We start from the raw sequence: 26202 nt of genomic DNA on the forward strand, positions 1-26202 counted from the left end.
GTGAGCGGCGACGCGATACCGTGGCGTTCCTTTTCCCCACATGATCCTCGTGGCCGCCCTGGAGGTTCCGTGGTACAGGCGTACATCCTGATCCAGACGGAGGTCGGCAAAGCGTCGACCGTCGCCGAGATCATCAGCAAGATCCCTGGAGTCATCCAGGCCGAGGATGTGACAGGACCGTACGACGTCATCGTGCGCGCGCAGGCGGAGACGGTCGACGAACTCGGCCGGCTCGTGGTCGCCAGAGTCCAGCAAGTGGACGGCATCACGCGCACCCTGACCTGCCCGGTCGTGCATCTGTAGCCCCCGTCTACGCTTGGCCGGTGAAGACCTTCCGTCACCGGCCCTCCGGTCTGCCCGTGCTCGCCGTGCTGATGATCGCCACGGCGGGCTGTTCATCGGCGGACGATCCGCCGTCGGCGGCGGTTCCCCGTCCGGGCGCAGCGGTGGCGAAGCTGTGCCGGAATCTCGACGAGGGGTTGCCGAAGAGGGTGGAGAAGCTCGCCCGGCGTGACCCCGAGCCCGCCTCCGTACTGACGGCGGGCTGGGGGAACCCGGCGATCATACTGCGCTGTGGTGTCGAGCGGCCTGCGAAGATGGCCGACCCCGAAGCCGACGGGGTCGAGGTCGACGGGGTCGGCTGGCTGCTGGAGCAGCAGCCCGACAAATCGTTTCACTTCACCACGACGTTGCGGAAGGCGTATGTCGAGGTGACGATCCCCGCGGAGCGGACCGGCGACGGCCTGGCGCCGTTGGCGAACCTGGCGCCCGCCGTCGAGCACGCGATTCCGAAGGGGGTCGCCGACTAGCGGGTCCTGCGATGTCCGCCCGCCAGGGGCGCTCCGGCTCGGGGCGGCTCTAGCGCAGCCCCGTCGAACGGTTCAGCGCCGCCTGGATCAGGCGGTCGATCAGCTCCGGGTAGCCGACGCCCGTCGCCTGCCACATCTGGGGGTACATCGAGATCGGCGTGAAGCCCGGCATCGTGTTGATCTCGTTGATCACGAAGTCGCCGTCCTCGGTGAGGAAGAAGTCCGCGCGGACCAGGCCCTCGCAGGAGGCGGCCTCGAACGCGTCCACCGCGAGCGCCTGGATCTCGGCGGTCTCCGCCTCGGTCAGCGGCGCCGGGACGATGCCGGGGGTGGAGTCGATGTACTTGGCCTCGAAGTCGTAGTACGCGTGCGTGTCGGCGGGCGGGATCTCGGCCGGTACCGAGGCGCGCGGGCCGTCCTCGAACTCCAGGACGCCGACCTCCAGCTCACGGCCGCGCAGCGCCGCCTCGACCAGGATCTTCGGGTCGTGGACCTGGGCGGTGGCGATCGCCTCGTCGAGTCCGGAGAGGTCGTCGACCTTGGTGATGCCGATCGACGAGCCCGCCCGCGCCGGCTTCACGAACAGCGGCCAGCCGTGCTCGCCCGCGAAGTCCACGATCCGCTTGCGGGCGCCGGACTCGTCCTGCTTCCACTCGCGGGGACGGATCACCAGGTACGGGCCGACCTTGAGGCCGAACGAGGTGAACACCCGCTTCATGTACTCCTTGTCCTGGCCGACGGCCGAGGCGAGCACGCCGGAGCCCACGTAGGGGACGCCGGAGAGCTCCAGGAGGCCCTGCAGGGTGCCGTCCTCGCCGTACGGGCCGTGCAGCATCGGGAAGACGACGTCGACCTCGCCGAGCGCCTTGGGCACGGAACCGGGCTCGCTGTAGACGACCTCGCGGTTGGCCGGGTCGACGGGGAGCAGCACGCCGCCGTCGGTGGCCTCGGCGAGGTCGCCGACCTCGGGCGTGCGGCGGTCGGTGATGGCCATGCGTTCGGGTTCGTCGGCCGTGAGCACCCAGCGGCCCTCCCGGGTGATGCCGATCGGCAGGACGTCGTACTTCGTCCGGTCGATGGCGCTCAGGACCGCTCCGGCGGTGACCATGGAGATGCCGTGCTCGGAGCTGCGGCCGCCGAACACGAGGGCCACACGGGGCTTGCGAGCGGGCTGCTCAGGGCTCTGGGGGAGGTTCTCGGTGCTCATATCGCGATGAGAGTACCCGGTGGTAGGGCGCCGATACAGCGTCCGCCGGGTGGGTTCGCTCAGCGTCGCTCGGGCTTCGCGCTGCGCGACATCAGCTCCTTGAGGGCGACCACCGGCGGCTTGCCCTCGTGCACGATGTCGACCACCGTCTCGGTGATCGGCATCTCCACCCCGTGCCGGCGGGCCAGATCCGCCACGGACTCGCAGGACTTGACGCCCTCGGCGGTCTGCCGGGTGACCGCGATGGTCTCCTCCAGGGTCATGCCCTTGCCGAGGTTGGTGCCGAAGGTGTGGTTGCGGGACAGCGGCGAGGAGCAGGTCGCCACCAGGTCGCCGAGTCCGGCCAGGCCGGAGAAGGTGAGCGGGTCGGCGCCGAGCGCCACGCCGAGCCGGGTGGTCTCGGCGAGGCCCCGGGTGATGAGCGAGCCCTTGGCGTTGTCACCGAGCCCCATGCCGTCGGCGATGCCGACCGCGAGCCCGATGACGTTCTTGACCGCGCCGCCGAGTTCGCAGCCGATCACGTCGGTGTTGGTGTAGGGCCGGAAGTAGGGCGTGTGGCAGGCGGCCTGGAGGCGCTCCGCGACGGCCCCGTCGGTGCAGGCGACCACGGCGGCGGCCGGCATCCGGGCGGCGATCTCACGGGCCAGGTTGGGGCCGGTGACCACGGCGATCCGGTCCTGGCCGACCTTGGCGACGTCGGAGATGACCTCGCTCATCCGCATGGTGGTGCCCAGCTCGATGCCCTTCATGAGGGACACCAGGGTGGTGCCGGGCGCGAGCAGCGGCGCCCAGTCGGCGAGGTTGGCGCGCATGGTCTGGGACGGCACCGACAGCACGGTGAAGTCGGCGCGGTCCGCCGCCTCGGCGGGGTCGGTCGTGGCCCGCAGGTTCCCGGGGAGTTCCACCCCGGGCAGGTAGTCGGGGTTGGTGCGGCCGGAGTTGATCGCCTCGGCCACCTCCGCCCGCCGCGCCCACAGGGTGACCTCGCACCCGGCGTCGGCGAGCACCATCCCGAAGGCCGTACCCCACGAACCCGCGCTGAAGACCGCCGCCTTGGCAGGCATGCTCACTTGCCGCTCTCCTCTTCCAGACCGCTCTGCGCACGCGTCCGGCGCCGCTGCTCGATCCGCACCTGGCGTGGATCGTAGGGGGTCTCGGGAGCCTTCTCGCCGCGGATCTCCTCCAGCAGGCGGGTGATCGCCGCCATGATGACCTCGGACGCCTCCCTGAGGACGTCCTGGGTCATCTCCTTGTCGTAGAAGCGGCTGAGATCGACCGGCGGGCCCGCGAGGACGTGGTGGGTCTTGCGGGGCAGCAGGTTGGGCTTCTTCGCGTACGGCGGCAGCAGTTCGTTGGCGCCCCACTGGGCGATGGGGATCACCGGGCACCTGGTCTGCAGGGCGACCCTGGCGGCGCCGGTCTTGGCCGTCATGGGCCACTGGTCCGGGTCGCGGGTGATCGTGCCCTCGGGGTAGAAGGCCACGCACTCACCGCGCTCGACGGCGTCGATCGCGGCCCGGAAGGCGCTGAGGGCGTCGGTGGACTCGCGGTACACGGGGATCTGGCCGGTGCCCCGCATGGCGGCGCCGACGAATCCCTTCTTGAAAAGGCCACTCTTCGCCAGGAATCGCGGAACACGCCCGGTGTTGTACTGATAGTGCGCGTAGGCGAAGGGGTCGATGTGGGAATTGTGGTTCACCGCGGTGATAAATCCGCCGTCGGCCGGAATGTTCTCCATTCCGCGCCAGTCCCGCTTGATCAGGACCACCAGCGGCGGTTTGCAGAGCACTGCAGCGAAGCGGTACCAGAAGCCGATTCTCCGGCGGGGCACGCGCACACCTTCCTCTAGGACTTCATTCCCGGTCTCCGGGACTTCCTCTCCCGGACCGGGGGGCCGGGAGAAGTGTCGCCCCGGACCGCCGGTCTGTCGAGGAACACCGTACGCCTCGGCGCCGCGCCTGCCTCGGGGCCCGGGTGACAATGAGGCAACAAGGGAGGGACGGTACGTCGGTGCAGTGGACCTTGGTGATACCCCTCAAGCCCCTCGCGCGAGCCAAGAGCAGGCTCGCGGACACCGCCACGGACGGTTTGCGGCCGGGACTGGCGCTGGCGTTCGCCCAGGACACGGTGGCGGCGGCGCTGGCCTGCCCGGCGGTGCGGGATGTGGTGGTCGTCACGGACGACACGCTGGCCGCGCGGGAGCTCTCGGCGCTGGGCGCGCGGATCGTCCCGGACACACCGGGAGGCGGTCTGAACGCCGCTCTGCGGTTCGGCGCCGCCCTCGCGCGCGTGTCGCGGCCGAAAAGCGCGGTGGCGGCCCTGAACGCGGATCTCCCGGCGTTGCGTCCACTGGAATTGTGCCGGGTACTGGACGCCGCCGCGGAATTCCCGCGCGCTTTTCTCCCGGACACGGCGGCGGTCGGTACGACGCTGCTGGCCGCGACGGCCGGCAATGAATTGGCGCCGGCATTCGGCCCGGATTCCCGGGCCCGCCACGCGGCCTCGGGCGCCGTGGAACTGCGGCCGGCCGGCGTGGAGTCGGTGCGCCAGGACGTGGACACCGGCGCCGACCTGCGCACGGCCCTGGCCCTGGGGGTGGGCCCGCGCACGGCGGCGGTCGCGGCGCGCCTGCTGATCCCGGACCAGTAGGCTGCCGTCATGCAGGCGACCGCTTACACGTACGACCCCGAGACCCGCAGCGGCCAGGTGCTCCTGGACGACGGGACCCCGGTGTCCTTCGACGGGGCCGCGTTCGAGGCGGGCGGCCTGCGGTTGCTGCGTCCGGGGCAGCGGGTGCGGATCGAGACCGCGGGCAGCGGAGCGGACCTCCGTATCACCCTGGTGACCCTGCAGACGCTCTGAGCGGGGCACCGCCTCTTCATGAACGCACCGCGGGCCGGATTCCCCCAGGGAATCCGGCCCGTCGCGTGAGTACCCCGAGCTCCGCCTCTCAGCGAGCCGCAGCCTTCTTGGCGGTGGCCTTTCGCGCCGTCGACTTCTTGGCGGGGGCCTTCTTGGCGGTGACCTTCTTGGCCGGAGCCTTCTTCGCGGCCGTCTTCTTCGCCGTGGCCGTGACCTTCTTCGCGGTCGCCTTGGCCGTGGTCTTCTTGGCGGCGGCGGTGGTCTTCTTGGCGGCGGCCGTCGTCTTCTTGGCCGCCGTCACCTTCTTCGCGGTGGCCTTCTTGGCGGTGGTGCTCTTCTTGGCCGCCGCCTTCTTGACCGTCGCGGAAGCGCCGCCGGTCAGGCTGCCCTTGGGCGCCTTCTTGACCGCGACCTCGCCGCCGCGCGGGAGCTTCTTGGAGCCGCTCACCAGGTCCTTGAAGCCCTGACCGGCACGGAAACGCGGCACAGACGTCTTCTTGACCCGAACCCGTTCGCCCGTCTGGGGGTTGCGGGCGTAACGCGCCGGGCGGTCCACCTTCTCGAAGGACCCGAAGCCCGTGACCGAGACCCGGTCCCCCGCGACGACCGCACGGACGACGGCGTCCAGAACCGCGTCGACAGCCTCGGCCGCCTGCTGGCGGCCGCCCATCTTGTCGGCAATCGCTTCTACGAGCTGCGCCTTGTTCACGTCTTCCCCTTCGGAGACATCGCCAGAACGAAAGTGTTCAAGCTTTTTCGCACGTTAGGCAGATATATACCGCAAATCAAACACGAAACGGGCTTATCACCCTTGTGCCGCAACGGATTCGGTCGCGGGACGGTCCACTCAGCGTTCCTCTTCGGGGAATCGACCCTCGTCGAGGTCCGCATTGAACCGTTCCAGCCGCCTTGCCGCGTCGGCGAGATCGTGCTTGGCCGCGGCCGTAATGACCAGCAGCTTCCGGGTCAGCGCCATCCGTACGCCCTCCGGGACTTGCAGTGCGCGCACTGTTGTGTGCGCTTCCTTCAGTTGGTCCGCGACCGCCGCATAGAGCTGGAGTTGGCCGTCGTGTTCCATGCACAGATTGTGCCATCTGGGGCGAGTTGTCGCCTGCGCAGGGGGCAACTGCCGCCTCAAATGGCCTTCCGGGCACTTGCGGAAGGGGCGCACACGTCACTCACGTACCCCAACAACATCCGTCCTAACGTGGGAAGTTGGCAAGACCTGCGACAACGCGAGCGTCCGTTCGGGTGCAGACATGGCTGTACCCCCAATCGTGGCGATCGGGGGTACAGGCGTGGCGTGGCGGTGGCTGAAACCAGCCGTATTCAGATGTGGGCGATCAGGCCGGAAGCGGGCTCCGGATCAGCCCTGGAGCGTCCGCGGCTTGTAGGTCGGCCGCTTGGCCTCGTACGCGGCGATGTCCGCCTCGTTCTGGAGGGTGATGGAGATGTCGTCCAGGCCGTTCAGCAGCCGCCAGCGGGAGTTCTCGTCCAGCTCGAAGGAGGCGGTGACGCCCTCGGCGCGCACCTCGCGGGCCTCCAGGTCGACGGTGATCTCGGCCTCGGGGTCGCGCTCGGCGAGCTCCTGGAGCGCGTCCACGGTCTTCTGCTCCAGAACCACCGTGAGCAGGCCGTTCTTCAGCGAGTTGCCCCGGAAGATGTCCGCGAAGCGGGACGAGATGACGGCCTTGAACCCGTAGTTCTGCAGCGCCCAGACGGCGTGCTCGCGCGAGGAACCGGTACCGAAGTCGGGGCCCGCGACCAGGACGGTCGCCCCCTGCCGCTCGGGCCGGTTGAGCACGAACTCCGGATCTTTCCGCCAGGCCTCGAACAGCCCGTCCTCGAAACCGTCCCTGGTGACCTTCTTGAGCCAGTGAGCAGGGATGATCTGGTCGGTGTCGACGTTGGAGCGGCGCAGCGGGACGGCCCGGCCGGTGTGCGTGGTGAATGCTTCCATGGCTGATCAGACTCCAGCGGGCGTACGAACGTCGGCGTCGGACAGGTCGGCGGGCGAGGCCAGGTGGCCGAGGACGGCCGTGGCGGCCGCGACCTGCGGCGACACCAGGTGGGTACGGCCGCCCTTGCCCTGCCGGCCCTCGAAGTTGCGGTTGGAGGTGGACGCGGAGCGCTCCCCCGGTGCCAGCTGGTCGGGGTTCATGCCCAGGCACATCGAGCAGCCCGCGTGCCGCCATTCGGCGCCGGCCTCCTTGAAGACCACGTCCAGGCCCTCGGAGACCGCCTGCAGACCGACCCGCGCCGAGCCGGGGACGACCAGCATCCTTACCCCGTCGGCGACTTTGCGGCCCTCGACGATCGAGGCCGCGGCGCGCAGGTCCTCGATGCGGCCGTTGGTGCAGGAGCCTACGAAGACGGTGTCCACCTTGATGGACCGCAGCGCCTGTCCGGCCTCCAACCCCATGTACTCCAGGGCCTTTTCGGCGGCGAGCCGCTCCGAAGCGTCTTCGTACGAAGCGGGGTCGGGGACGTCCGCCGAAAGCGGTGCGCCCTGACCGGGGTTGGTGCCCCAGGTGACGAACGGCGAGAGGGCGGCCGCGTCGATGCGCACCTCGGCGTCGAAGACCGCGTCCTCGTCGGTCCGCAGGGTCTTCCAGTACTCGACCGCCGCGTCCCAGTCGGCACCCTCGGGCGCGTGGGCGCGGCCCTTGATGTAGGCGAAGGTGGTCTCGTCGGGGGCGATCATGCCGGCGCGGGCACCGGCCTCGATCGACATGTTGCAGATGGTCATGCGGGCCTCCATCGAGAGCTTCTCGATGGCGGAGCCGCGGTACTCCAGGATGTAGCCCTGGCCGCCGCCGGTACCGATCTTGGCGATGATCGCCAGGATCAGGTCCTTCGCGGTGACCCCCTCGGGCAGCTCGCCGTCGACCGTGATGGCCATGGTCTTCGGGCGGGCCAGCGGCAGCGTCTGGGTGGCCAGCACGTGCTCCACCTGGGAGGTGCCGATACCGAACGCCAGCGCGCCGAAGGCGCCGTGCGTGGAGGTGTGGGAGTCGCCGCAGACCACGGTCGTGCCGGGCTGGGTCAGGCCCAGCTGCGGGCCGACGACGTGCACGACGCCCTGCTCGACGTCGCCCAGCGGGTGCAGCCGGACACCGAAGTCGGCGCAGTTCTTGCGGAGCGTCTCCAGCTGGACCCGGGAGACGGGGTCCGCGATGGGCTTGTCGATGTCGAGGGTCGGGGTGTTGTGATCCTCGGTCGCGATGGTGAGGTCGAGGCGGCGCACCCGGCGGCCGCTGTGCCGCAGGCCGTCGAAGGCCTGCGGGCTGGTCACCTCGTGCAGCAGGTGCAGATCGATGAAGAGGAGGTCGGGCTCGCCCTCGGCGCGCCGGACGACGTGGTCGTCCCAGACCTTCTCCGCGAGTGTCCTACCCATCGCTTTCCCTCCGGCCGGCAGCGTGCACCGGCCCAACTAGAGATCTTGAGGCGGCGGCCGCCCGTTCTCCGGGCCCCTGAAGTCGTGGTTCCGGGCTCCTGCCGCCGGACCCGTTGGTTCGCGGGCCCCTGTGTCCCTCCAGGGTGGCGCGTTCCATCGGAAATTGAACTTGCGTTTCACAGAGTGAGACGTGAGTATCGTTTCATGGACAACAGTAGCGGCGTCGGCGTTCTGGACAAGGCGGCCCTTGTCCTGAGCGCTCTGGAGTCCGGTCCGGCCACCCTCGCGGGTCTGGTCGGAGCCACCGGACTGGCACGGCCCACGGCACACCGGCTGGCCGTGGCCCTGGAACACCACCGCATGGTGGCACGCGACATGCAGGGCCGTTTCATTCTCGGGCCGCGACTCGCGGAGCTGGCCGCGGCGGCCGGCGAGGACCGTCTGCTCGCGACGGCGGGCCCGGTGCTCACGCACCTGCGGGACATCACCGGCGAGAGCGCGCAGCTCTATCGACGCCAGGGGGACATGCGGATCTGTGTGGCCGCGGCGGAACGCCTGTCCGGCCTTCGGGACACGGTCCCGGTCGGCTCGACACTCACGATGAAGGCGGGTTCCTCCGCGCAGATCCTGATGGCCTGGGAGGAGCCGGAGCGGCTGCACCGGGGCCTGCAGGGCGCCCGCTTCACGGCGACTGCCCTCTCGGGCGTCCGCCGCCGGGGCTGGGCCCAGTCGATCGGCGAGCGCGAGCCGGGGGTGGCTTCGGTGTCGGCGCCGGTGCGGGGGCCTTCCAACCGGGTGGTGGCGGCGGTCTCCGTCTCCGGCCCCATCGAGCGACTGACCCGCCACCCCGGCCGTATGCACGCGCAGGCGGTCATCGACGCGGCGGGCCGCCTCTCCGAGGCCCTGCGCCGAACCGGCTGACGCCTCCACCGGAAGGGCCGGCCCCAACGCCGCGGCCGGCCCATCCCTCCGGGAGTGAAACCACCTAGGGGGCGCTGGGGGTCGCGCTCCCGGAGCGATGGGCGAACCGGTCCTTCGCGTAGCGGCCCCGCTTCTCCACCGGGACGACCCCGCTCGCCGCGCCCAGTCCGAACTCCGGCATGTCGAAGTAGATCGACTCGTACGAGCCCTCGGGCGCGACGTACGTCTCGTGCCACAGGCCCACGTGCTGCCGCAGCCTCCCCGCCCGCTCCTTGCGGTTGACGATGCTCCACATCCCGTGGTGGAGCATCTCCGGCGAGCTCGCGTACGCGTACAGCTTCTCCTTGGACTCCCAGTACTGGACGACGTAGTACGTCCGCGGCGACGCCGTCAGCAGAACGCGTCCGAGCAGACCCCGGCCGGGGTCCCGTTCGAGCTCCCGCAGCATGCGGAACATCGACAGCGCGACCGGCAGCCACTGGTGGACGGCCCAGAAGTGATTGACGCGCATGCCGATCAGCAGGACCACCGCGTCGCCCTCGCGGGCCGCGGTCGTCCGGCCCGGAATCGGTTTCGCGAACATGACGAGACCCCCGGATCCCTATCGGATAGCAGCACTATCCTTCACTTGGATGCTTGGATAGTGGCACTTACCAAGGAGGGGCGCAAGACATGCGGCTTGCCGAGCTGAGCGAGCGCAGCGGTGTGTCCGCCGCGACGATCAAGTACTACCTGCGCGAAGGGCTGTTGCCGCCGGGCCGCCAGGTCAACACCACCACCGCCGAGTACGACGGGGAGCATCTGCGGCGGCTGCGGCTGGTGCGGGCGATGATCCAGGTCGGCCGGATCCCGGTCGCGACGGTCCGGGAGGTGCTCGGACACGTCGACGACGCCTCGCTGGGCCGCACGATCAGGGTGGGCGCCGCACTGTGGGCGCTGCCCCAGGTGCCGGAGCCCGACGACGAGGACGAGTTCGTGCGGGGCGCGCACCGCGAGGTCGGCGAGCTGCTGGACGTGCTCGGCTGGGAGAACGCCAAGCAGCTCACGACCATCTCCCCCGCCTACCGCCGGCTGGTGGTCGCGCTCGCCGCGTTCCGCCGGCTCGGTTACGACTGGGACGCCGAACTTCTCGTGTCCCACGCGAAGTTGATGCACCAGGCGGCCGTGGCCGACCTGGACTTCCTGGAGACACGGCAGTCCGAGGAGGAGAAGGTGGAGGTCGCGGTGGCCGCGGCGGTGCTGGTGGAGCCGATGCTCCAGGCGCTGCACCGGCTGGCCCAGGAGGAGGAGACGGCCCGCCGCTACGGCTTCGAGTGAACCGTCCGCCATACGGCGGTACGGCGAAAGGCCCCTCACCGGAATGAGGGGCCTTTCGCCGTGTTCGTGTACCCCCGACCGGATTCGAACCGGCGCTACCGCCTTGAGAGGGCGGCGTGCTAGGCCGCTACACAACGGGGGCGTGGATCTTACGAGCGCTTGAAGCCAACCGCCGCAGATCCGAGCTGGTCTACCTGGACTCGAACCAAGACTAACTGAACCAGAATCAGTCGTGCTGCCAATTACACCATAGACCAATGATGGTTTAGACCAGTTCGTACCCCCGACCGGATTCGAACCGGCGCTACCGCCTTGAGAGGGCGGCGTGCTAGGCCGCTACACAACGGGGGCCCTAGCGATCATCCGTAGAAGATCTCCGTACCCCCGACCGGATTCGAACCGGCGCTACTGCCGTGAGAGGGCAGCGTGCTAGGCCGCTACACAACGGGGGCTCGCGGATGTGATCCGCGTGTGCAGATGAGCTCTGCGAGCTGGCCTACCTGGACTCGAACCAAGACTAACTGAACCAGAATCAGTCGTGCTGCCAATTACACCATAGGCCACTGGAACGCAAGCCCCAGAGGGGTTCTCGTTCTAGCTTCGCGTCTCCGGTTCCGGCCTTTCGGCCCGCTCCCCGGCGGCGCAGGAAGAACATTACCTGAAGGTGGACGGGGCTCCAAAACGGGTATCGGCGTGGAGGATCGCGGGCAGTTCGGCGAGGGAGCCGATCCGGTGACCGCCGGCCGGGGCGCTCCCGGTCCCGTGCCGGTCGAGCCAGACGGAGAGCAACCCGGCGTCGGCCGCACCGCGCCCGTCGATCTCCGGGTGGTCGCCGACGTACGCGACCTGGTGCGGAGCGAGGTCCAACGCCTGGCAGGCGGCGCGGAAGGCACCGGCATCGGGTTTGGAGACGCCCAGTTCGGCGGCGCAGAGGATGACCTCGAAGCGGTCGTGCACGCCGAGCGCGCGCAGCTTGTGGTCCTGGACGTGCAGGCTGGAGTTGGAGAGCACCGCGTGCCGGTAGCCGGCCGCGAGCACGTCCAGGGCGGGCAGCACGTCGGGGAAGAGCGTCCAGGCGGCCTCGTAGTGCACCCGGTACCTGCGGAACCAGGCGTCGGCCTCGTCGTCGGTCAGCGCCCGGCCCAGGAACACCCGTACCCGGTCCAGGCGCTGCCCCTCGAAGCTGACCTCGCCCGCCGAGAACCGCGCCCACTGCGCGTCGGTGATCTCCCGCCACCGCACGAGGGCCGCCTCCGCGCCCTCCCGGCCCGTGAGCAGCCCTTCCGCCTCCAGGTGCGCCCGCATCCCGTCGCGGTCGGCGCTCGTGTAGTCGAAGAGAGTGTCGTCCACGTCCCAGGCCACGGCCCTGATCGTCATGACACCGACCGTACTCCCCGGCCGCCCCCCGCCCGGGTGCGGTGACGCGGTCCGGCGCTCGCGGGGCCCGTGGGCCGGGTCGCTCCGGCACGGGCCGGGAGCGCCGCCGACCTCCGTGGCGGACCCGGCGGTCCCACCCGTGCGAACGGGACGTCCGACCTGCGGCCGGGGCACGGGACTTGACGGCAGGCCGGTACGCGGACGTCCGGGGGGCGGCACCCGGACGCGCCGGGTGCCGCCCCCCGGGCGGACATTCGGGTCAGGCGGCCAGCTTCGCCAGCGCCGCGTCGATCCGGGACAGGGTCTTCTCCTTGCCGAGGATCTCCAGCGACTCGAAGAGCGGCAGGCCGACCGTGCGGCCGGTGACGGCGACCCGGACCGGGGCCTGGGCCTTGCCGAGCTTGAGGCCGTGGGCCTCGCCGGCGGCCAGGACGGCCTCCTTCAGGGACTCCGGAGAGGACCAGTCGGCCGACTCCAGCTTCTCCCGGGCCGTGGTCAGCAGGGCGTCGCTGCCCTCCTTCATCGCCTTCGTCCACGACGCCTCGTCGGAGACCGGCTCGGGCAGGAAGAGGAAGTCGACGTTGTCGGTGATCTCGGACAGGACCTTCAGACGGGTCTGGGCGTGCGGGGCGATCGCGTGCCACTTCGCCTCGTCGAAGTCCTCCGGCGCCCAGGGGGCGAAGGGGGCCTTCAGCCAGGGGGCGCAGCGCTCCGTGAACTCCTTCACGTCCAGCATCCGGATGTGGTCGGCGTTGATCGCCTCGCACTTCTTCAGGTCGAAGCGGGCCGGGTTCGGGTTCACGTCGGAGATCTCGAAGGCCGCCACCATCTCCTCGACGGAGAAGATGTCCTGGTCGGCGGAGAACGACCAGCCGAGCAGCGAGAGGTAGTTCAGCAGGCCCTCGGGGAGGAAGCCGCGCTCGCGGTAGAGGTTGAGCGAGGACTCCGGGTCGCGCTTGGAGAGCTTCTTGTTGCCCTCGCCCATGACGTAGGGGAGGTGGCCGAAGTCCGGGACCCGCTGGGCGACGCCGAGCTCGATGAGCGCCTTGTAGAGGGCGATCTGGCGCGGGGTGGAGGAGAGCAGGTCCTCGCCGCGCAGGACGTGGGTGATCTCCATCAGGGCGTCGTCGACCGGGTTGACCAGCGTGTACAGCGGGGCGCCGTTCGCGCGGACGATGCCGTAGTCCGGGACGTTCTCAGGGGTGAAGGTCAGCTCGCCGCGGACCAGGTCCGTGAAGGTGATCGTCTCGTCGGGCATCCGGAAGCGGACGATCGGGGTGCGGCCCTGGGCCTTGTACTCCTCGACCTGCTCGGCGCCGAGGTCGCGGCAGTGGCCGTCGTAGCCGGACGGCCGGCCGGCGGCGCGGGCGGCCTCGCGGCGGGTGTCCAGCTCCTCCTGGGAGCAGTAGCAGTGGTACGCGTGGCCGGCGTCGAGCAGCTTGCGGGCGACGTCGGCGTAGACGTCCATGCGCTGCGACTGGCGGTAGGGCGCGTGCGGACCGCCGACCTCCGGGCCCTCGTCCCAGTCGAAGCCCAGCCAGCGCATCGCGTCGAGCAGCTGGTCGTACGACTCCTCGGAGTCGCGGGCCGCGTCGGTGTCCTCGATGCGGAAGACCAGCGTGCCCTGGTGGTGCCGGGCGAACGCCCAGTTGAACAGGGCGGTGCGGACCAGGCCCACATGGGGGTTACCGGTGGGCGAGGGGCAGAAACGGACGCGAACGGGGGAGCCGGGTGCGCTAGCCACGCTTGACAACCTTGTTGGTGAGAGTGCCGATGCCTTCGATGGTGACGGCGACCTCGTCGCCGACGTTGAGGGGGCCGACCCCTGCCGGGGTGCCGGTGAGGATGACGTCGCCGGGGAGCAGCGTCATCGCCTCGGTGATGTTGACGATCAGGTCCGCGATGGAGTGGATCATCTCGCTCGTCCGGCCGAGCTGGCGCTGTTCGCCGTCGACGGTGAGCTGGATCGTCAGGTCGGACGCGGTGGCGAGGTCCAGGTCCGTCTCCACCCAGGGGCCGAGCGGGCAGGCGGTGTCGAAGCCCTTGGCCCGGGCCCACTGCTTCTCGCGCCGCTGCACGTCCCGCGCGGTGACGTCGTTGGCGCAGGTGTAGCCGAAGATGACGTCCTGGACGCGCTCGCGCGGGACCTCACGGCACAGGCGGCCGATGACCACCGCGAGTTCGGCCTCGTGGTGCAGCTCCTGGGAGAACGAGGGGTACTGGATCTCGTCGCCGGAGCCGATCACGGAGGTGGACGGCTTGAAGAAGGCGAAGGGGGCGTCCGGGACCTCGTTGCCCAGCTCACGGGCGTGCTCGGCGTAGTTGCGCCCGAAGGCCACGACCTTGTTGGGGAGCACCGGCGGAAGCAGCCGGACCTTGTTCAGGGGGACCTTCGTGCCGGAGAGCTCGAAGTCCGTGAACGGAATGCCCTTGATGATGTCGAGGACGAGTTCGTCCTGCTTGTCGCCCTCGACGGCGCCGAAGGCGACGTTCCCGTCGATGGAGAACCTGGCGATGCGCACGGGATCCTGGCGCCCCTCACTGAGCCGGCTGGAGTCTGACACCCCAGGCTAACGCGGCAGGGGGCGGCCGCCGTGAGAACGACCCGGTGACCGGGTGAGCGGACGGCCGGCGGCCTGGACCCGTGGCGGCGGCTACTCGGCGGCCGCGACGGCGACCGGGATCTCCATGAGGACGGTGCGCCGGGGGTTGGCGGTCTGCGCCGGCAGTTCGAGGGAGTGCTCGGGGAGTTCCGGGGTCTGCAGTTCCTCGGCGTCCTTGAGGTGGGCGAGAGTGGTGCGCCGGGGGTTGGCTATGTTGCGGAACATCATCGTCGTCTTCACGGTTGTCGTGGACCCCGTCATGTGTCGGTTGGCAGAGACTTCCCTCTTGTAAAGCGCCAGGCTAAACATCGAATTCCCGACGGAAGCCGCCAAGTAGTCGTGATGACCGTGTGAGTTTGCTCACGATGTCGAGGACATAGCGGTCATTCCTCACCGGCAAGCGTCCGCGCCGAAACGGACATTGACGAACTGAAGCTGTCATTCCGCTCCTGATCATGGCGACTGGGACACGAGTGGGGCGCCTGCGACTGACAGGGATACGCCCGTTATGTACGCGATCGACTTCGACACCTCGTAACGTGTCACTCACGGGCTGTCACGGAGGTCACAGCTCGGTCCACGGCCCTTGTTGGAGATCCGGCACTGTGCTGGAATTCCACGGACCGCCGCGGGATCCAGCCGGCGCGCAGGGGGCGCAACGCAGCGCCGGGCGGCGGCGGGACAGGGGGAGCCAGCGCCGGTCACACTCAAGACCAACAGGGGGCGTGCATTCAGGGCGCTCCCCCTATCAACGCCGACACCGTGTCTCTCCGTTCAGCGGAGGGGCGCCTGGTCCAGAGGTTGCGACGCTAGTGCAGGGACGTTTCAAGAGGGATGGCAGCGCTTCGGCGGAGCCGGAGGCGCACGGCGGGACCGACCGCGGTTCCTCGCCCCAGCACGCCCAGAACCCGGGCCCGGCCCCGGCCGGCGGCGGTGACGGCGGCGAGCGCCCCGGGCGCCCTGCCGTGTCGGCGTCCTCGACGGCCTCGGGATCCTCGGGCTCCCAGTCGACCGCCACACCGACACCCACGATCAAGCCCCCGGCGGGCTCGTCCAACCCCGGCCCGCGCATAGCCCTGCGCAACTGGCGCATCTCCACGCGCCTGGTGTCGCTGCTCGCGCTCCCCGTGGTGGCGGCGACCTCGCTGGGCGCGGTCCGCATCAACCAGTCACTCGACAGCATCCAGCAGCTCGACAACATCAAGCTGCTGACCGAGATGACCAAGCAGGCCACCGAGCTCGCCTCCGCGCTCCAGGACGAGCGGGACAAGGCGGCCGGTCCACTCGCGCACACGGGGACGAACCCCACCGTCGAGGGCCTGGAGAAGCAGACCGACCGCTCCCGCGAGAACTTCCTCAACGCCTCGGAGCAGATCGACGCCGCGAGCAAGAACGGTCAGCTCCAGGGCGTCCGCGACACCCTCGTCGGTCTGGCCGGCCAGCTGGACGACCTGGCGAAGATCCGCAAGGACGCGTACCAGCAGAACGAGAACTCGACCCAGACGGTCGAGGCCTACCACCGGCTGATCACCCAGCTGATCGACCTCTCGCAGGACATGGCGCAGGCCTCCAGCAACCCGGAGATGATCCAGCGCACGCGCGCCCTGGCGGCGTTCTCCACCGCCAAGGAGTACGCGTCGGTCCAGCGAGCGGTCATCGCCGCGGCCCTGCCGGCCCAGCCCACGACCTTCGGAAAGCTCTCCGAGAACGACCGCCTGTACGGCGAGTCGGCTCAGGAGAGCGAGACCTCCGAACTGACGATCTTCCGGAAGATCTACGCGGGCAACGCGGCCGAGCTGCTCAAGCCGGTCGACGACAACAACCCGACGATCGAGTCCGCCAACACCTACGCCAAGCGCGCGCTGGGTGCCCAGAACGGACTCACCGAGCTCTCCAAGCGGTCCTACCCCGACTGGGTGGACGAGAGCTCGACCAAGATCGAACAGATGAAGAAGATCGAGCACACGCTGCTCGAGGACATGGAGCAGAAGGCCCGCGAGCTGCGGTCCTCCTCCGAGCAGGAAGCGATCATCTCCGGTGCGCTGATCCTGCTCGTCCTCGGCGTGTCGCTGGTCGGCGCCTTCATCGTGGCCCGCTCCATGATCCGCTCGCTGCGCCGCCTCCAGGAGACCGCCACCAAGGTCGCCCAGGACCGGCTGCCCGAGCTGGTCAAGCAGCTGTCCGAGTCCGACCCGCAGGACGTCGACACGTCCGTGGAGTCGGTCGGTGTGCACTCCCGGGACGAGATCGGCCAGGTGGCCGCGGCCTTCGACGACGTGCACCGCGAGGCGGTCCGCCTCGCCGCCGAGCAGGCCCTCCTGCGGGGCAACGTCAACGCGATGTTCACCAACCTCTCGCGCCGCTCCCAGGGCCTCATCCAGCGTCAGCTCTCGCTCATCTCCGAACTGGAGTCCCGCGAGGCCGACCCGGACCAGCTGTCCTCCCTCTTCAAGCTCGACCACCTCGCGACGCGTATGCGCCGTAACGGTGAGAACCTCCTCGTCCTCGCGGGTGAAGAGCCGGGACGCCGCTGGACCCGCCCGGTCCCGCTCGTCGACGTGCTCCGCGCCGCCGCGTCCGAGGTGGAGCAGTACGAGCGCATCGAGCTGGCCGCCGTGCCGACCACCGAAGTGGCCGGCCGCGTGGTCAACGACCTCGTGCACCTGCTCGCCGAGCTGCTGGAGAACGCCACGTCGTTCTCCTCCCCGCAGACCAAGGTCAAGGTCACCGGTCACGCGCTGCCCGACGGCCGCGTCCTGATCGAGATCCACGACACGGGTATCGGTCTCTCCCCCGAGGATCTCGCGGCGATCAACGAGCGGCTCGCCTCGCCGCCCACCGTGGACGTCTCGGTCTCCCGCCGCATGGGTCTGTTCGTGGTCGGCCGGCTGTCCCAGCGCCACGGCATCCGCATCCAGCTGCGCCCCTCCGACTCCGGTGGCACGACCGCGCTGGTCATGCTCCCCGTCGACGTCGCGCAGGGCGGCAAGAAGCCCACTCCCGGCAAGCCCGGCGCCCCGGCACAGTCCGGCGGTCCGGCCGTCGCGCAGGCCTCGGCCGGTGCGGCCGCCGCCCGCCGCGGCAACGGCCAGGCCGGTGCTCCGCTCGGCGCCGGTGCCCCCGCCCCTGCTCTCGGCGGCGGTGCCGCCGCGGCCGGCACGCGTGGTGGCGCCCTCGGCGCCGGTTCGGCTCCGCGCGGCCAGGTCGGCGCGGGTCAGGGTCCCCGGGCCGCGCTGCCCGGCGCGGGCTCGAACGGCGGCCGCCCCGGCGGTGCCCGCGGTCAGCAGGGCCAGGCGGGTTCCCCGCAGGGCCGGCCGGCCGGCGGTGCCTTCGGCGACCAGGACGCGTTCGGCAACCGGCAGGACTCCTTCGGCGCTCAGGACGCGTTCGGCAACCGGGGGGCGGTCCCGCCGCAGCGTTCCGGCTCCGACCAGGGCCGCCAGCCCCAGCTGCCGCCGCGTGGCGGCCCGCGGGCCGAGCTGCCCGGCGGCAACCCGCAGGCCAGGCCCAGCTGGAGCGACGACAACGCCCAGCCGCCGGTCTCCCGTGCCTCGATGGACGCCCCGCGCGGACACGACGAGCAGGACCCGGGCCACACCGCGCCGATGCCTCGCATCGACGACCGGCAGGACCTGGGCGGCACCTCGCAGATGCCGGCGATCCCGCAGGGGCCGTCGTCCACCGGCGAGTTCCCCCGCCCGGACTTCAACCTGCCGAACGGCCAGCAGAACACCGGCTCGTACGCCCGTCCGGGCATGAACGGACCGCAGGACACGGGATCCTTCCCGCGCCCCGACTTCAACGCCCAGCAGGACACGGGCTCGTACCCCCGTCCGGGCATGAACGGACCGCAGGACACGGGGTCCTTCCCCCGTCCCAACCTGAACGGCCAGCAGGACTCCGGGCAGTTCGTCCGCTCCGACGTCTTCGGCGGGCAGGGCGGACCGCAGGGCGGCTCCCAGAACACCGGCCAGTTCGCCGCTCCGCAGGCCCCGCAGGCCTACGACAACGGTGCCACCGGTCAGTTCCCCGCCCCGCAGGGCTACGACAACGGCTCCACCGGCCAGCACGCCCTGCCCGGCCACCAGAACGGCTACGCGGGCAACGCCCAGCACACCAACGGCCAGCACACCAACGGCCAGTACAACACCGGTCAGCACAACACCGGTCAGTACGAGCGTCCGGCGACCAACGGCCGCGGGACGGACTTCGGCGCGGCCCAGCGTCCGCCGGTCCCGCCGGTCCGTCAGGAGCCCGAGGCGCTGCCGCCGGCCAGCGGTCCCGGTGACGGTCGTACCCCGCTGTACGACACGCTGGAGACCAACTGGTTCCACGGCGCGCAGCAGGAACAGCAGCACCACCAGCAGCAGCAGCAGCAGCAGCAGCAGCAGAGCAACGGCCACGGAAACGGCTCGGCGCCGATCCCGTCCGTTCCTGCCCAGCCGCCGGCCCCGGCCGCCGCGGCCCCCCAGCGTCCCGCGCAGGCGGCCTGGCGCACCTCCCCGAACGACGATCTCGTTCGGCAGGCGGAGCGTGTACGGCAGCCGGCGGCGGGCGGTGTCACCACCTCCGGTCTGCCGCGCCGGGTACCCCGGGCCAACCTCGTCCCGGGCACGGCTCAGCAGCAGCAGCATCACACCGGTCCGCAGGTCTCGCGTGCGCCTGATGACGTCCGTGGCCGGCTGACCAATCTCCGTCGGGGTATCGCGCAGGGTCGGCAGGCCGGCGGCCCGCAGACCGGCAGCTTCCCGAGCCCCACTCACCAGCAGGAGCGTTAGTTGAGTCCGATGAGCCAGGCGGCACAGAACCTCAACTGGTTGATCACCAACTTCGTGGACAACACCCCGGGTGTGTCCCACACCGTCGTCGTATCCGCCGACGGCCTCCTTCTGGCGATGTCCGAAGGCTTCCCTCGCGACCGCGCCGACCAGCTGGCGGCCGTCGCGTCCGGGCTCACCTCGTTGACGGCCGGGGCATCCCGGATCTTCGAGGGCGGCGACGTGGCGCAGACGGTCGTCGAGATGGAACGCGGCTTTCTGTTCCTGATGTCCATCTCGGACGGGTCGTCCCTCGCGGTCCTGGCCCACCCCGAGTGCGACATCGGCCTCGTCGGCTACGAGATGGCGCTCCTGGTCGACCGCGCCGGGGCGGTGCTCACGCCCGACCTGCGTGCCGAACTGCAAGGCAGTCTGCTCCACTGACAGCCCGGATCCAACCCGCCTCACCAAATCACCGTCCGGCCGCCACAATCCCCCCACCGGCCACGTCCGACGGCACGACTGACCGACTTGCTGTCCCGCCCGGAGGAACGATGACCCCGCCCACCGCCTCTCATGATCCGTACGCGGAGCCGTACGGGGACGAGGGCGACCAGCCGCTGGTACGTCCTTACGCGATGACCGGCGGCCGGACACGGCCGCGCTATCAGCTCGCCATCGAGGCGCTGATCAGCACCACGGCCGACCCGGCAGCGCTCATGGGGCTGCTCCCGGAGCACCAGCGCATCTGCCACCTGTGCCGTGAGGTGAAGTCGGTCGCCGAGGTCTCGGCGCTGCTCGCCATGCCGCTGGGTGTGGCCCGGATCCTGGTGGCCGACCTCGCCGAGGCCGGCCTGGTCGCCATCCACCAGCCGGGCGGCGACGAGAACAACGGTGGCGCACCTGACGTGACGCTGCTCGAAAGGGTGCTCAGTGGACTTCGCAAGCTCTGACGGAGGTCGGGCCACCACCTCCGCGAAGATCGTGGTGGCGGGCGGCTTCGGCGTCGGCAAGACCACTTTCGTGGGAGCGGTCTCCGAGATCAACCCGCTGCGCACGGAGGCCGTGATGACGTCCGCCTCGGCGGGCATCGACGACCTGACCCACACCGGGGACAAGACCACCACCACGGTGGCCATGGACTTCGGACGTATCACGCTCGACCAGGACCTGATCCTGTACCTGTTCGGCACGCCCGGCCAGGACCGCTTCTGGTTCATGTGGGACGACCTCGTCCGCGGTGCGATCGGCGCGGTGGTGCTCGTGGACACCCGGCGTCTGGCCGACTGCTTCCCGGCGGTGGACTACTTCGAGAACAGCGGCCTGCCGTTCGTCATAGCCCTCAACGGCTTCGACGGGCACCAGCCCTACACGCCCGAGGAAGTCCGCGAGGCACTGCAGATCGGGCCGGACGCGCCGATCATCACCACGGACGCCCGGCACCGCGCCGACGCCAAGAGTGCGCTGATCACACTGGTGGAGCACGCGCTCATGGCACGACTGCGGTAACACCCAAGTCGTACGTCGTGTACGGCAGTTGTCGTACGGAAACCGGAGCCGGCTGTGGCCTTTGACACGGTCGGCTCCGGTGTTCATAACGTTTCGGCAGAGGAATCGGTTGGTATCGCCACGCGTCGCGGTCGCACGGTGCCGCTGCGCTCACAACAGCCCCGCCTTTTGGCGGGGCTCGCTCTTTATGACCGTTTTATCTGGGCCTTACAAGAGCGCACATCATTGCTTTCCGCTGTTTGGAAGTGCGCAGGACCCCATGCTGGAATGCCTGAACTGCCCAATAGTCAAGGACGTACTGAGTAGTGGTCTGCGACACACCGGGCTCTGAGAGACTGCGGCACGACGATAGGTGCCCGCCGCCGAGAGGTTGTTGGTCGAGTGAGGCGAAGCAAGAACGGTCCCGAGCCGTCGGCACGGGGCAACTTCACCCCGCCGCCGCGCGCTGCGGCGCCCACCCCTGTGCCAGCCGCGGAACCACCGGCCGCACCCGCGAAGAGCGGCGGCCGTTTCTCCCCGCGGAACTGGCGAGTGCCGACCAGGCTGAACGCGATTCTGCTCATACCCGTGGTCGTCGGTCTGGTCATGGGCGGCTTCCAGGTGAAGAGCTCGATCGACACCTGGAACGAGGCCCAGGACGCGGAGAACACCGCGCGCCTGGTGCGTGCCGCCCTGAACTACGGCGACGCCCTCTACAACGAGCGTGACACCACCGCGGCTCCGCTGCTGCTGGCCAAGGGCGACGCCAAGGACAAGGCGATCGTCACCGACGCCCGCGCGGAGACCGACAAGGCCGCCGACGCCTTCGACGCGGCCGCGCAGAACATGCCCCAGAAAGCGGGCCTGGAACGCCGGCTGAAGCTCTTCCGCAAGACCGAGCCCAAGCTCGCCGACCTCCGTGCCGCGGCGTACACCACCAATCTCACCGGTGTGCAGACCGAGGAGGGGTACACCGCGATCGCCCACCCCCTGATGGAGTTCGCCAACGAGCTCGGTCTGGGCACCGGAAACATCACCTCCTACGGCCGTACCGTCTACGCCATCTCGCTCACCAAGGCGGCCCTGTCGCTGGAGCGCTCGATCGGCATGCACCTGCTGATCAAGCCCGGCCCCGACGCCGGCAACCTGGCCAGCCAGCGGGTCGCCCTCTCCTCTTACGCCTACCTCGAGGGCATCGCCGTCGAGGAGTACCTCGGCGGTGGTACCGAGGCGGACGCGCAGAAGCTGAGCGACCTGCAGACGAAGACGAAGGACGACGGCGCGGCCCTGGTGCAGCAGGCCAAGGCCAAGGACCCGAACTACGTGCCGCCGCCGACCAAGGACAACGCCATGGTCCAGGCGCTGGCCACGCTGCAGGACACCGACCCCGGCACCCGTCAGGCGCTGGCCACCCAGGGCATCACCGCCGAGAACTGGTGGACGGTCAACACCCTCAAGTACCAGGCCTACCGCACCATCGAGTCGGACATGGCCGACAAGGCGGTGAGCGAGGCGTCCGGTATCGCCGACGACGCCAAGACCTCCGCGTTCATCACCGGTGCCGCGGTCGTCGTCGCCCTGCTCGCCGCGTTCATCCTGGCCGGCATGGTCGCCCGCCAGATGTCCCGCTCCATGCGCCAGCTGCGCAACGCCGCCTTCGGCATCGCCGAGCAGCGCCTGCCGATGCTGGTCGACCAGCTCTCCCGCACCGACCCCGGCCGGGTCGACACCCGGGTGGCGCCGATCCCGATCACCTCGACCGACGAGATCGGCGAAGTCGCCCGCGCCTTCGACCAGGTCCACCGCGAGGCCGTCCGGCTCGCCGCCGAGCAGGCCCTGCTGCGGGGCAACATCAACGCGATCTTCACCAACCTCTCGCGCCGCAACCAGTCACTGATCGAGGGCCAGCTGACCCTGATCACCGACCTGGAGAACAACGAGGCCGACCCGGACCAGCTGGAGAACCTCTTCCGCCTGGACCACCTCGCGACCCGTATGCGCCGAAACGGCGAGAACCTCCTGGTCCTCGCCGGCGAGGAGCCCGGCCGCCGCTGGGACCAGCCGGTCCCGCTGGTCGACGTGCTGCGCGCCGCCTCCTCCGAGGTGGAGCAGTACGAGCGCATCGAGCTCTCCGGTGTCCCGGAGGCCGAGATCCACGGCCGCGCGGTCACCGACCTCGTGCACCTGCTCGCCGAGCTCCTGGAGAACGCCACCACGTTCTCCTCGCCGCAGACGAAGGTCCGCGTCACCGCGACCCGGCTCCCCGACGGCCGTATCATGATCGAGATCCACGACAAGGGCATCGGCCTCACCGCCGAGGACTTCGCGGACATCAACCACAAGCTGGCCAACCCGCCGACCGTGGACGCCGCGATCTCCCAGCGCATGGGCCTCTTCGTGGTCGGCCGGCTCTCCGACCGGCACGGCATCCGGGTCCAGCTGCGGCCCTCCGGTGAGCAGGCCGGCACCACCTCGCTGGTCATGCTGCCGGACGCCATCACGCATGGTGGCGGTGGCGAACAGCCGCTGGACCGCGACGAGTTCACCGTCTCGCAGATCATCCCGGAGCAGCAGTTCCAGGCTGAGAACTTCAGCCAGCAGCCGCAGCTCCAGCCGATGCGCACGGCGGCCGAGCTGGGCTTCGACGACAGCGCCTACGTGGAGGTCCCCGACGACATCCGCGACCTGGACCCCGTCGGCCGCTCCCTGATGCGCGAGGAGCGCCGCGCGGCCCTGGAGGCCCAGGCGCAGCCCCCGCACGCCGGGCAGCTCCCCGGAGCCCCTCCGGAGACCGCCGAGATCCCCGCGTACGTGGACGAGTTCGACAACGGGCAGCAGGGCTACGACACCAGCGGTACCGGCTTCCAGGAGCGGCCCGCGGACTTCGACGCCGGGCAGCAGTACCAGGAGCAGCCGCAGGGCGCGTACGACGAGCAGTACTACGCGCCGAACGGCGGCCTGCCGCAGGGCGACCCGTTCTCGCCGGACGCCTTCGCCACCAACGGCGGCTATCCGGAGCCGGGCTATGCGGAACCGGTCCAGGAAGAGCCGGCGGCCGCACCCGCCGCCTCCGACTCCTTCCGGGGATTCGGGGAGCAGCAGCCCTACCAGGACGACTGGCCGCAGCAGGGACAGTCGCAGGCCGGCTACCAGAACGGTTTCCCGGCCCAGTACGCTCCGGAAGCGGAATCCGCGCAGGCCGGTGACGTGGACGAGCGGAACCGCGTAGGCTTCGACCGTCCGGGAGCGGCCCCCGCCGCCGGACACCATCTGACCGACGCCGGGCTCCCCCGCCGTGGATCGGGCGGCCCGAACGGCGCGGCTCCCACGCGACAGACTCCGTCCGCGGCCTCGGCTCCGGCGGCTCCGGCGCCGGAGCCCAACGGTGACGGCGACTGGCGTTCGGCGAACGACGAGCGCTGGCAGCAGGCCTCGCAGCTGCGCAGGCCCAAGGCGGGCGGAGTCACTTCCTCCGGTCTGCCGAGGCGGGTTCCCAAGGCCAACCTGGTCGAGGGAGCCGCCGAGAACACCCCCCAGGGAGGCCCCCAGGTCTCCCGCGCCCCGGAGGACATCCGGGGCAGGCTGAGCAACCTGCGCAGAGGCGTCCAGCGCGGACGTGACGCAGGCAGTGAAACGAACGGCCAGGCCACTAGAAATCAGCACAGTGGTCCTGACAGCACCTACAACCAGGAGCGTTAGTGTGAGCCCGATGAGCCAGGCGGCACAGAACCTGAACTGGTTGATCACCAACTTCGTGGACAACACCCCGGGGGTGTCCCACACGGTGGTGGTCTCCGCCGACGGACTCCTTCTGGCGATGTCCGAAGGCTTCCCCCGCGACCGCGCCGACCAGCTCGCGGCCGTCGCCTCCGGTCTGACGTCGCTGACGGCAGGCGCCTCCCGGATTTTCGAGGGCGGCAGTGTGAATCAGACGGTTGTGGAGATGGAACGGGGATTCCTGTTCATCATGTCCGTATCCGATGGTTCCTCGTTGGCCGTTCTGGCCCACCCGGAGGCCGACATCGGCCTGATTGGGTACGAGATGGCCCTTTTGGTCGACCGCGCCGGCACGGTTCTTACCCCGGATCTGCGTGCGGAACTCCAGGGAAGCCTTCTCAACTAACAATCAGACGGTGCGTTTTCACGTCCCGGGGCCGTAAGGTTTCGGGACGCGGCTCCACAGGGATGGGTGCCCGGCACGGTCGGAGGAGGAGAGAAAGTGGCAACACCCCCAAACGGTTCGAATAACGGCAACTGGTCGTACGGCCCGGCACAGGGTCAGGGCGACGGTTCCGCGAACCGGTACAACTTCCCCTCCACGCCCAGCCACCGGCAGCCGTACGCGCCGCAGGGCCCCGGCCCTTCGCCGTACGACCAGCCGCCGGCGCCGCGCATCCAGCCGGTGCAGCCGCAGCGCCGCCCCGAGCCGGCACCGGCCTCGGGGTCGAACAACCCCTTGGTGCGTCCGTACGCCATGACCGGCGGCCGGACCCGCCCGCGGTACCAGCTCGCCATCGAGGCACTGGTGCACACCACCGCGCAGCCGCACCAGATGCAGGGCCAACTGCCCGAGCATCAGCGGATCTGCAACCTCTGCCGTGAGATCAAGTCGGTGGCCGAAGTCTCGGCCCTCCTGTCGATCCCTCTCGGCGTGGCCAGGATCCTCGTCGCCGACTTGGCGGAGGCGGGCCTGGTCGCCATCCATCAGCCCGGCGGCGACGAGAACGCCGGTGGCCAGCCAGACGTGACACTGCTCGAAAGGGTGCTCAGTGGACTTCGCAAGCTCTAGCGGCGGTCCTTCCCGCTCCACCACCTCCGCGAAGATCGTGGTGGCGGGCGGCTTCGGCGTGGGCAAGACCACGTTCGTCGGTGCCGTCTCGGAGATCAACCCGCTGCGCACAGAGGCCGTGATGACGTCCGCGTCTGCCGGCATCGACGACCTCACACACACCGGGGACAAGACGACCACCACGGTCGCCATGGACTTCGGCCGCATCACCCTGGACCAGGACCTGATCCTCTACCTGTTCGGCACGCCCGGACAGGACCGCTTCTGGTTCATGTGGGACGACCTGGTACGCGGTGCCATCGGCGCCATCGTCCTGGTGGACACCCGCCGTCTCGCCGACTGCTTCCCCGCGGTCGACTACTTCGAGAACTCGGGTCTGCCCTTCGTCATCGCCCTCAACGGCTTCGACGGCAACCAGCCGTACAACCCGGAAGAGGTCCGCGAGGCGCTCCAGATCGGCCCCGACACCCCGATCATCACGACGGACGCGAGGCACCGCGCCGATGCGAAGTCGGCGCTGATCACTCTCGTGGAGCACGCTCTGATGGCGCGGCTTCGGTAGTTCCACCGGGCCGCCACGGTCGCACGCCGACTGCGGGTGGATCGTGGCCTGTCGCGCAGTTCCTCCCCCACCCTTCGGGCGGGGGACCCCCAGCGCCCCTGAAGGGGCGCGTC

The 26202-nt window shown here is 69.9% G+C and carries 26 protein-coding genes and 5 tRNA genes; 14 read left to right on the plus strand and 17 right to left on the minus strand.

The window, feature by feature from the left end; translation table 11 throughout:
* Positions 1-69: 69 nt before the first annotated feature.
* Both ACFY3I_RS30290 and ACFY3I_RS30295 read left to right on the plus strand, forming a co-directional pair.
* Positions 70-303: an Lrp/AsnC family transcriptional regulator gene (locus ACFY3I_RS30290; protein WP_093498875.1), complete on the plus strand. Its 234-nt coding sequence runs from the start codon at positions 70-72 to the stop codon at positions 301-303.
* 20 nt (positions 304-323) lie between these two features.
* Complete coding sequence (locus ACFY3I_RS30295; RefSeq protein ID WP_390864296.1) at positions 324-809, plus strand: DUF3515 domain-containing protein; 486 nt, start codon at positions 324-326, stop codon at positions 807-809.
* Positions 810-858: 49 nt separating this feature from the next.
* Here ACFY3I_RS30295 and ACFY3I_RS30300 read toward each other — a convergent pair whose 3' ends face one another.
* The 3 genes from ACFY3I_RS30300 to ACFY3I_RS30310 are packed head-to-tail and all read right to left on the minus strand — an operon-like array spanning position 859 to position 3847.
* Positions 859-2016: a D-alanine--D-alanine ligase family protein gene (locus tag ACFY3I_RS30300; protein WP_390864298.1), complete on the minus strand. Its 1158-nt coding sequence runs from the start codon at positions 2014-2016 to the stop codon at positions 859-861.
* Positions 2017-2075: 59 nt separating this feature from the next.
* A complete protein-coding gene (locus ACFY3I_RS30305; protein ID WP_365289428.1) occupies positions 2076-3086 on the minus strand; it encodes an NAD(P)H-dependent glycerol-3-phosphate dehydrogenase in 1011 nt (336 codons plus the stop codon).
* Positions 3083-3847: a lysophospholipid acyltransferase family protein gene (locus ACFY3I_RS30310; protein ID WP_390864300.1), complete on the minus strand. Its 765-nt coding sequence runs from the start codon at positions 3845-3847 to the stop codon at positions 3083-3085. Before ACFY3I_RS30310 ends, ACFY3I_RS30305 begins: the two co-directional genes overlap by 4 nt.
* Before the next feature lie 179 nt (positions 3848-4026).
* Here ACFY3I_RS30310 and cofC point away from each other — a divergent pair, with 179 nt between their 5' ends.
* Together cofC and ACFY3I_RS30320 are read left to right on the plus strand one after the other, a co-directional pair.
* Complete coding sequence (cofC, locus tag ACFY3I_RS30315) at positions 4027-4665, plus strand: 2-phospho-L-lactate guanylyltransferase (RefSeq protein ID WP_390864301.1); 639 nt, start codon at positions 4027-4029, stop codon at positions 4663-4665.
* Positions 4666-4674: 9 nt separating this feature from the next.
* Entirely contained in the window at positions 4675-4878 is a 204-nt protein-coding gene (locus ACFY3I_RS30320) for a hypothetical protein (RefSeq protein WP_365289431.1), read from the plus strand.
* An 88-nt stretch (positions 4879-4966) separates the two neighbouring features.
* Here the strand turns inward: ACFY3I_RS30320 and ACFY3I_RS30325 are convergent, their stop codons facing one another.
* From ACFY3I_RS30325 to leuC, 4 genes are all read right to left on the minus strand, one after another.
* Positions 4967-5587, minus strand: coding sequence for an HU family DNA-binding protein (locus ACFY3I_RS30325; RefSeq protein ID WP_390864304.1), 621 nt, complete (start codon positions 5585-5587; stop codon positions 4967-4969).
* A gap of 138 nt (positions 5588-5725) precedes the next feature.
* A complete protein-coding gene (locus ACFY3I_RS30330; RefSeq protein WP_390864306.1) occupies positions 5726-5956 on the minus strand; it encodes a hypothetical protein in 231 nt (76 codons plus the stop codon).
* A 288-nt stretch (positions 5957-6244) separates the two neighbouring features.
* A complete protein-coding gene (leuD, locus tag ACFY3I_RS30335) occupies positions 6245-6838 on the minus strand; it encodes a 3-isopropylmalate dehydratase small subunit (protein WP_390864308.1) in 594 nt (197 codons plus the stop codon).
* 6 nt (positions 6839-6844) lie between these two features.
* Positions 6845-8275 carry a 3-isopropylmalate dehydratase large subunit gene (gene leuC, locus ACFY3I_RS30340; RefSeq protein WP_390864310.1) on the minus strand — a complete coding sequence of 477 codons (1431 nt, stop codon included), beginning with the start codon at positions 8273-8275 and terminating at the stop codon, positions 6845-6847.
* A 204-nt stretch (positions 8276-8479) separates the two neighbouring features.
* Between leuC and ndgR the strand changes: the two genes are divergently transcribed.
* On the plus strand, positions 8480-9196 hold the full coding sequence (ndgR, locus tag ACFY3I_RS30345; RefSeq protein ID WP_003993203.1) for an IclR family transcriptional regulator NdgR: 717 nt from the start codon (positions 8480-8482) through the stop codon (positions 9194-9196).
* A gap of 64 nt (positions 9197-9260) precedes the next feature.
* Here the strand turns inward: ndgR and ACFY3I_RS30350 are convergent, their stop codons facing one another.
* Positions 9261-9779, minus strand: coding sequence for a DUF4188 domain-containing protein (locus tag ACFY3I_RS30350; protein WP_390864312.1), 519 nt, complete (start codon positions 9777-9779; stop codon positions 9261-9263).
* A gap of 89 nt (positions 9780-9868) precedes the next feature.
* Here ACFY3I_RS30350 and ACFY3I_RS30355 point away from each other — a divergent pair, with 89 nt between their 5' ends.
* The gene (locus ACFY3I_RS30355; protein ID WP_365289438.1) at positions 9869-10513 is read left to right on the plus strand and encodes a MerR family transcriptional regulator; all 645 of its coding nucleotides are present in this window, start codon (positions 9869-9871) and stop codon (positions 10511-10513) included.
* Positions 10514-10582: 69 nt separating this feature from the next.
* Here ACFY3I_RS30355 and ACFY3I_RS30360 read toward each other — a convergent pair.
* The 9 genes from ACFY3I_RS30360 to ACFY3I_RS30400 form a co-directional block, all read right to left on the minus strand.
* A tRNA-Glu gene (locus ACFY3I_RS30360) sits at positions 10583-10655 on the minus strand.
* Positions 10656-10698: 43 nt separating this feature from the next.
* A tRNA-Gln gene (locus tag ACFY3I_RS30365) sits at positions 10699-10770 on the minus strand.
* Between the two features lie 21 nt (positions 10771-10791).
* Positions 10792-10864: transfer RNA gene (locus tag ACFY3I_RS30370), tRNA-Glu, on the minus strand.
* A 28-nt stretch (positions 10865-10892) separates the two neighbouring features.
* Positions 10893-10965 (minus strand) — tRNA-Glu (locus ACFY3I_RS30375).
* A gap of 39 nt (positions 10966-11004) precedes the next feature.
* Positions 11005-11076: transfer RNA gene (locus ACFY3I_RS30380), tRNA-Gln, on the minus strand.
* A 91-nt stretch (positions 11077-11167) separates the two neighbouring features.
* Complete coding sequence (locus tag ACFY3I_RS30385) at positions 11168-11890, minus strand: HAD family hydrolase (RefSeq protein WP_390864313.1); 723 nt, start codon at positions 11888-11890, stop codon at positions 11168-11170.
* 259 nt (positions 11891-12149) lie between these two features.
* Positions 12150-13634 (minus strand): glutamate--tRNA ligase, encoded by a 1485-nt coding sequence (gene gltX / locus ACFY3I_RS30390; protein WP_390864314.1) that lies wholly within the window; start codon positions 13632-13634, stop codon positions 12150-12152.
* Positions 13627-14412: a fumarylacetoacetate hydrolase family protein gene (locus ACFY3I_RS30395; protein ID WP_390864315.1), complete on the minus strand. Its 786-nt coding sequence runs from the start codon at positions 14410-14412 to the stop codon at positions 13627-13629. The genes gltX and ACFY3I_RS30395 overlap by 8 nt, the downstream gene beginning before the upstream one ends.
* A gap of 132 nt (positions 14413-14544) precedes the next feature.
* Entirely contained in the window at positions 14545-14733 is a 189-nt protein-coding gene (locus ACFY3I_RS30400) for a hypothetical protein (RefSeq protein ID WP_365289465.1), read from the minus strand.
* Between the two features lie 572 nt (positions 14734-15305).
* Here ACFY3I_RS30400 and ACFY3I_RS30405 point away from each other — a divergent pair.
* The 8 genes from ACFY3I_RS30405 to ACFY3I_RS30440 all read left to right on the plus strand — a co-directional run bounded on the left by ACFY3I_RS30405 (position 15306) and on the right by ACFY3I_RS30440 (position 26089).
* Positions 15306-19271, plus strand: coding sequence for a nitrate- and nitrite sensing domain-containing protein (locus ACFY3I_RS30405; protein ID WP_390864316.1), 3966 nt, complete (start codon positions 15306-15308; stop codon positions 19269-19271).
* A 9-nt stretch (positions 19272-19280) separates the two neighbouring features.
* The gene (locus tag ACFY3I_RS30410) at positions 19281-19694 is read left to right on the plus strand and encodes a roadblock/LC7 domain-containing protein (RefSeq protein WP_121890767.1); all 414 of its coding nucleotides are present in this window, start codon (positions 19281-19283) and stop codon (positions 19692-19694) included.
* 110 nt (positions 19695-19804) lie between these two features.
* Positions 19805-20203: a DUF742 domain-containing protein gene (locus tag ACFY3I_RS30415; protein ID WP_019058642.1), complete on the plus strand. Its 399-nt coding sequence runs from the start codon at positions 19805-19807 to the stop codon at positions 20201-20203.
* On the plus strand, positions 20184-20759 hold the full coding sequence (locus tag ACFY3I_RS30420) for an ATP/GTP-binding protein (protein ID WP_046729249.1): 576 nt from the start codon (positions 20184-20186) through the stop codon (positions 20757-20759). Before ACFY3I_RS30415 ends, ACFY3I_RS30420 begins: the two co-directional genes overlap by 20 nt.
* A gap of 381 nt (positions 20760-21140) precedes the next feature.
* On the plus strand, positions 21141-24437 hold the full coding sequence (locus tag ACFY3I_RS30425; protein ID WP_390864317.1) for a nitrate- and nitrite sensing domain-containing protein: 3297 nt from the start codon (positions 21141-21143) through the stop codon (positions 24435-24437).
* 10 nt (positions 24438-24447) lie between these two features.
* On the plus strand, positions 24448-24861 hold the full coding sequence (locus ACFY3I_RS30430) for a roadblock/LC7 domain-containing protein (RefSeq protein ID WP_005479603.1): 414 nt from the start codon (positions 24448-24450) through the stop codon (positions 24859-24861).
* 96 nt (positions 24862-24957) lie between these two features.
* On the plus strand, positions 24958-25527 hold the full coding sequence (locus ACFY3I_RS30435) for a DUF742 domain-containing protein (protein WP_365289444.1): 570 nt from the start codon (positions 24958-24960) through the stop codon (positions 25525-25527).
* Positions 25508-26089, plus strand: coding sequence for an ATP/GTP-binding protein (locus ACFY3I_RS30440; RefSeq protein ID WP_046729246.1), 582 nt, complete (start codon positions 25508-25510; stop codon positions 26087-26089). Before ACFY3I_RS30435 ends, ACFY3I_RS30440 begins: the two co-directional genes overlap by 20 nt.
* The last annotated feature ends 113 nt before the right edge of the window (positions 26090-26202 follow it).

This window comes from Streptomyces sp. NPDC001068 (genome assembly GCF_042897315.1).
GTDB lineage: Bacteria > Actinomycetota > Actinomycetes > Streptomycetales > Streptomycetaceae > Streptomyces.

Coding starts and splice junctions, on each gene's coding strand:
- ACFY3I_RS30300 (WP_390864298.1), bottom strand. CDS start 2,016: ATGAGCACCGAGAACCTCCCCCAGAGCCCTGAGCAGCCCGCTCGCAAG.
- ACFY3I_RS30320 (WP_365289431.1), top strand. CDS start 4,675: ATGCAGGCGACCGCTTACACGTACGACCCCGAGACCCGCAGCGGCCAG.
- ACFY3I_RS30330 (WP_390864306.1), bottom strand. CDS start 5,956: ATGGAACACGACGGCCAACTCCAGCTCTATGCGGCGGTCGCGGACCAA.
- leuD (WP_390864308.1), bottom strand. CDS start 6,838: ATGGAAGCATTCACCACGCACACCGGCCGGGCCGTCCCGCTGCGCCGC.
- leuC (WP_390864310.1), bottom strand. CDS start 8,275: ATGGGTAGGACACTCGCGGAGAAGGTCTGGGACGACCACGTCGTCCGG.
- ndgR (WP_003993203.1), top strand. CDS start 8,480: ATGGACAACAGTAGCGGCGTCGGCGTTCTGGACAAGGCGGCCCTTGTC.
- ACFY3I_RS30350 (WP_390864312.1), bottom strand. CDS start 9,779: ATGTTCGCGAAACCGATTCCGGGCCGGACGACCGCGGCCCGCGAGGGC.
- ACFY3I_RS30355 (WP_365289438.1), top strand. CDS start 9,869: ATGCGGCTTGCCGAGCTGAGCGAGCGCAGCGGTGTGTCCGCCGCGACG.
- ACFY3I_RS30385 (WP_390864313.1), bottom strand. CDS start 11,890: ATGACGATCAGGGCCGTGGCCTGGGACGTGGACGACACTCTCTTCGAC.
- ACFY3I_RS30410 (WP_121890767.1), top strand. CDS start 19,281: ATGAGCCAGGCGGCACAGAACCTCAACTGGTTGATCACCAACTTCGTG.
- ACFY3I_RS30415 (WP_019058642.1), top strand. CDS start 19,805: ATGACCCCGCCCACCGCCTCTCATGATCCGTACGCGGAGCCGTACGGG.
- ACFY3I_RS30430 (WP_005479603.1), top strand. CDS start 24,448: ATGAGCCAGGCGGCACAGAACCTGAACTGGTTGATCACCAACTTCGTG.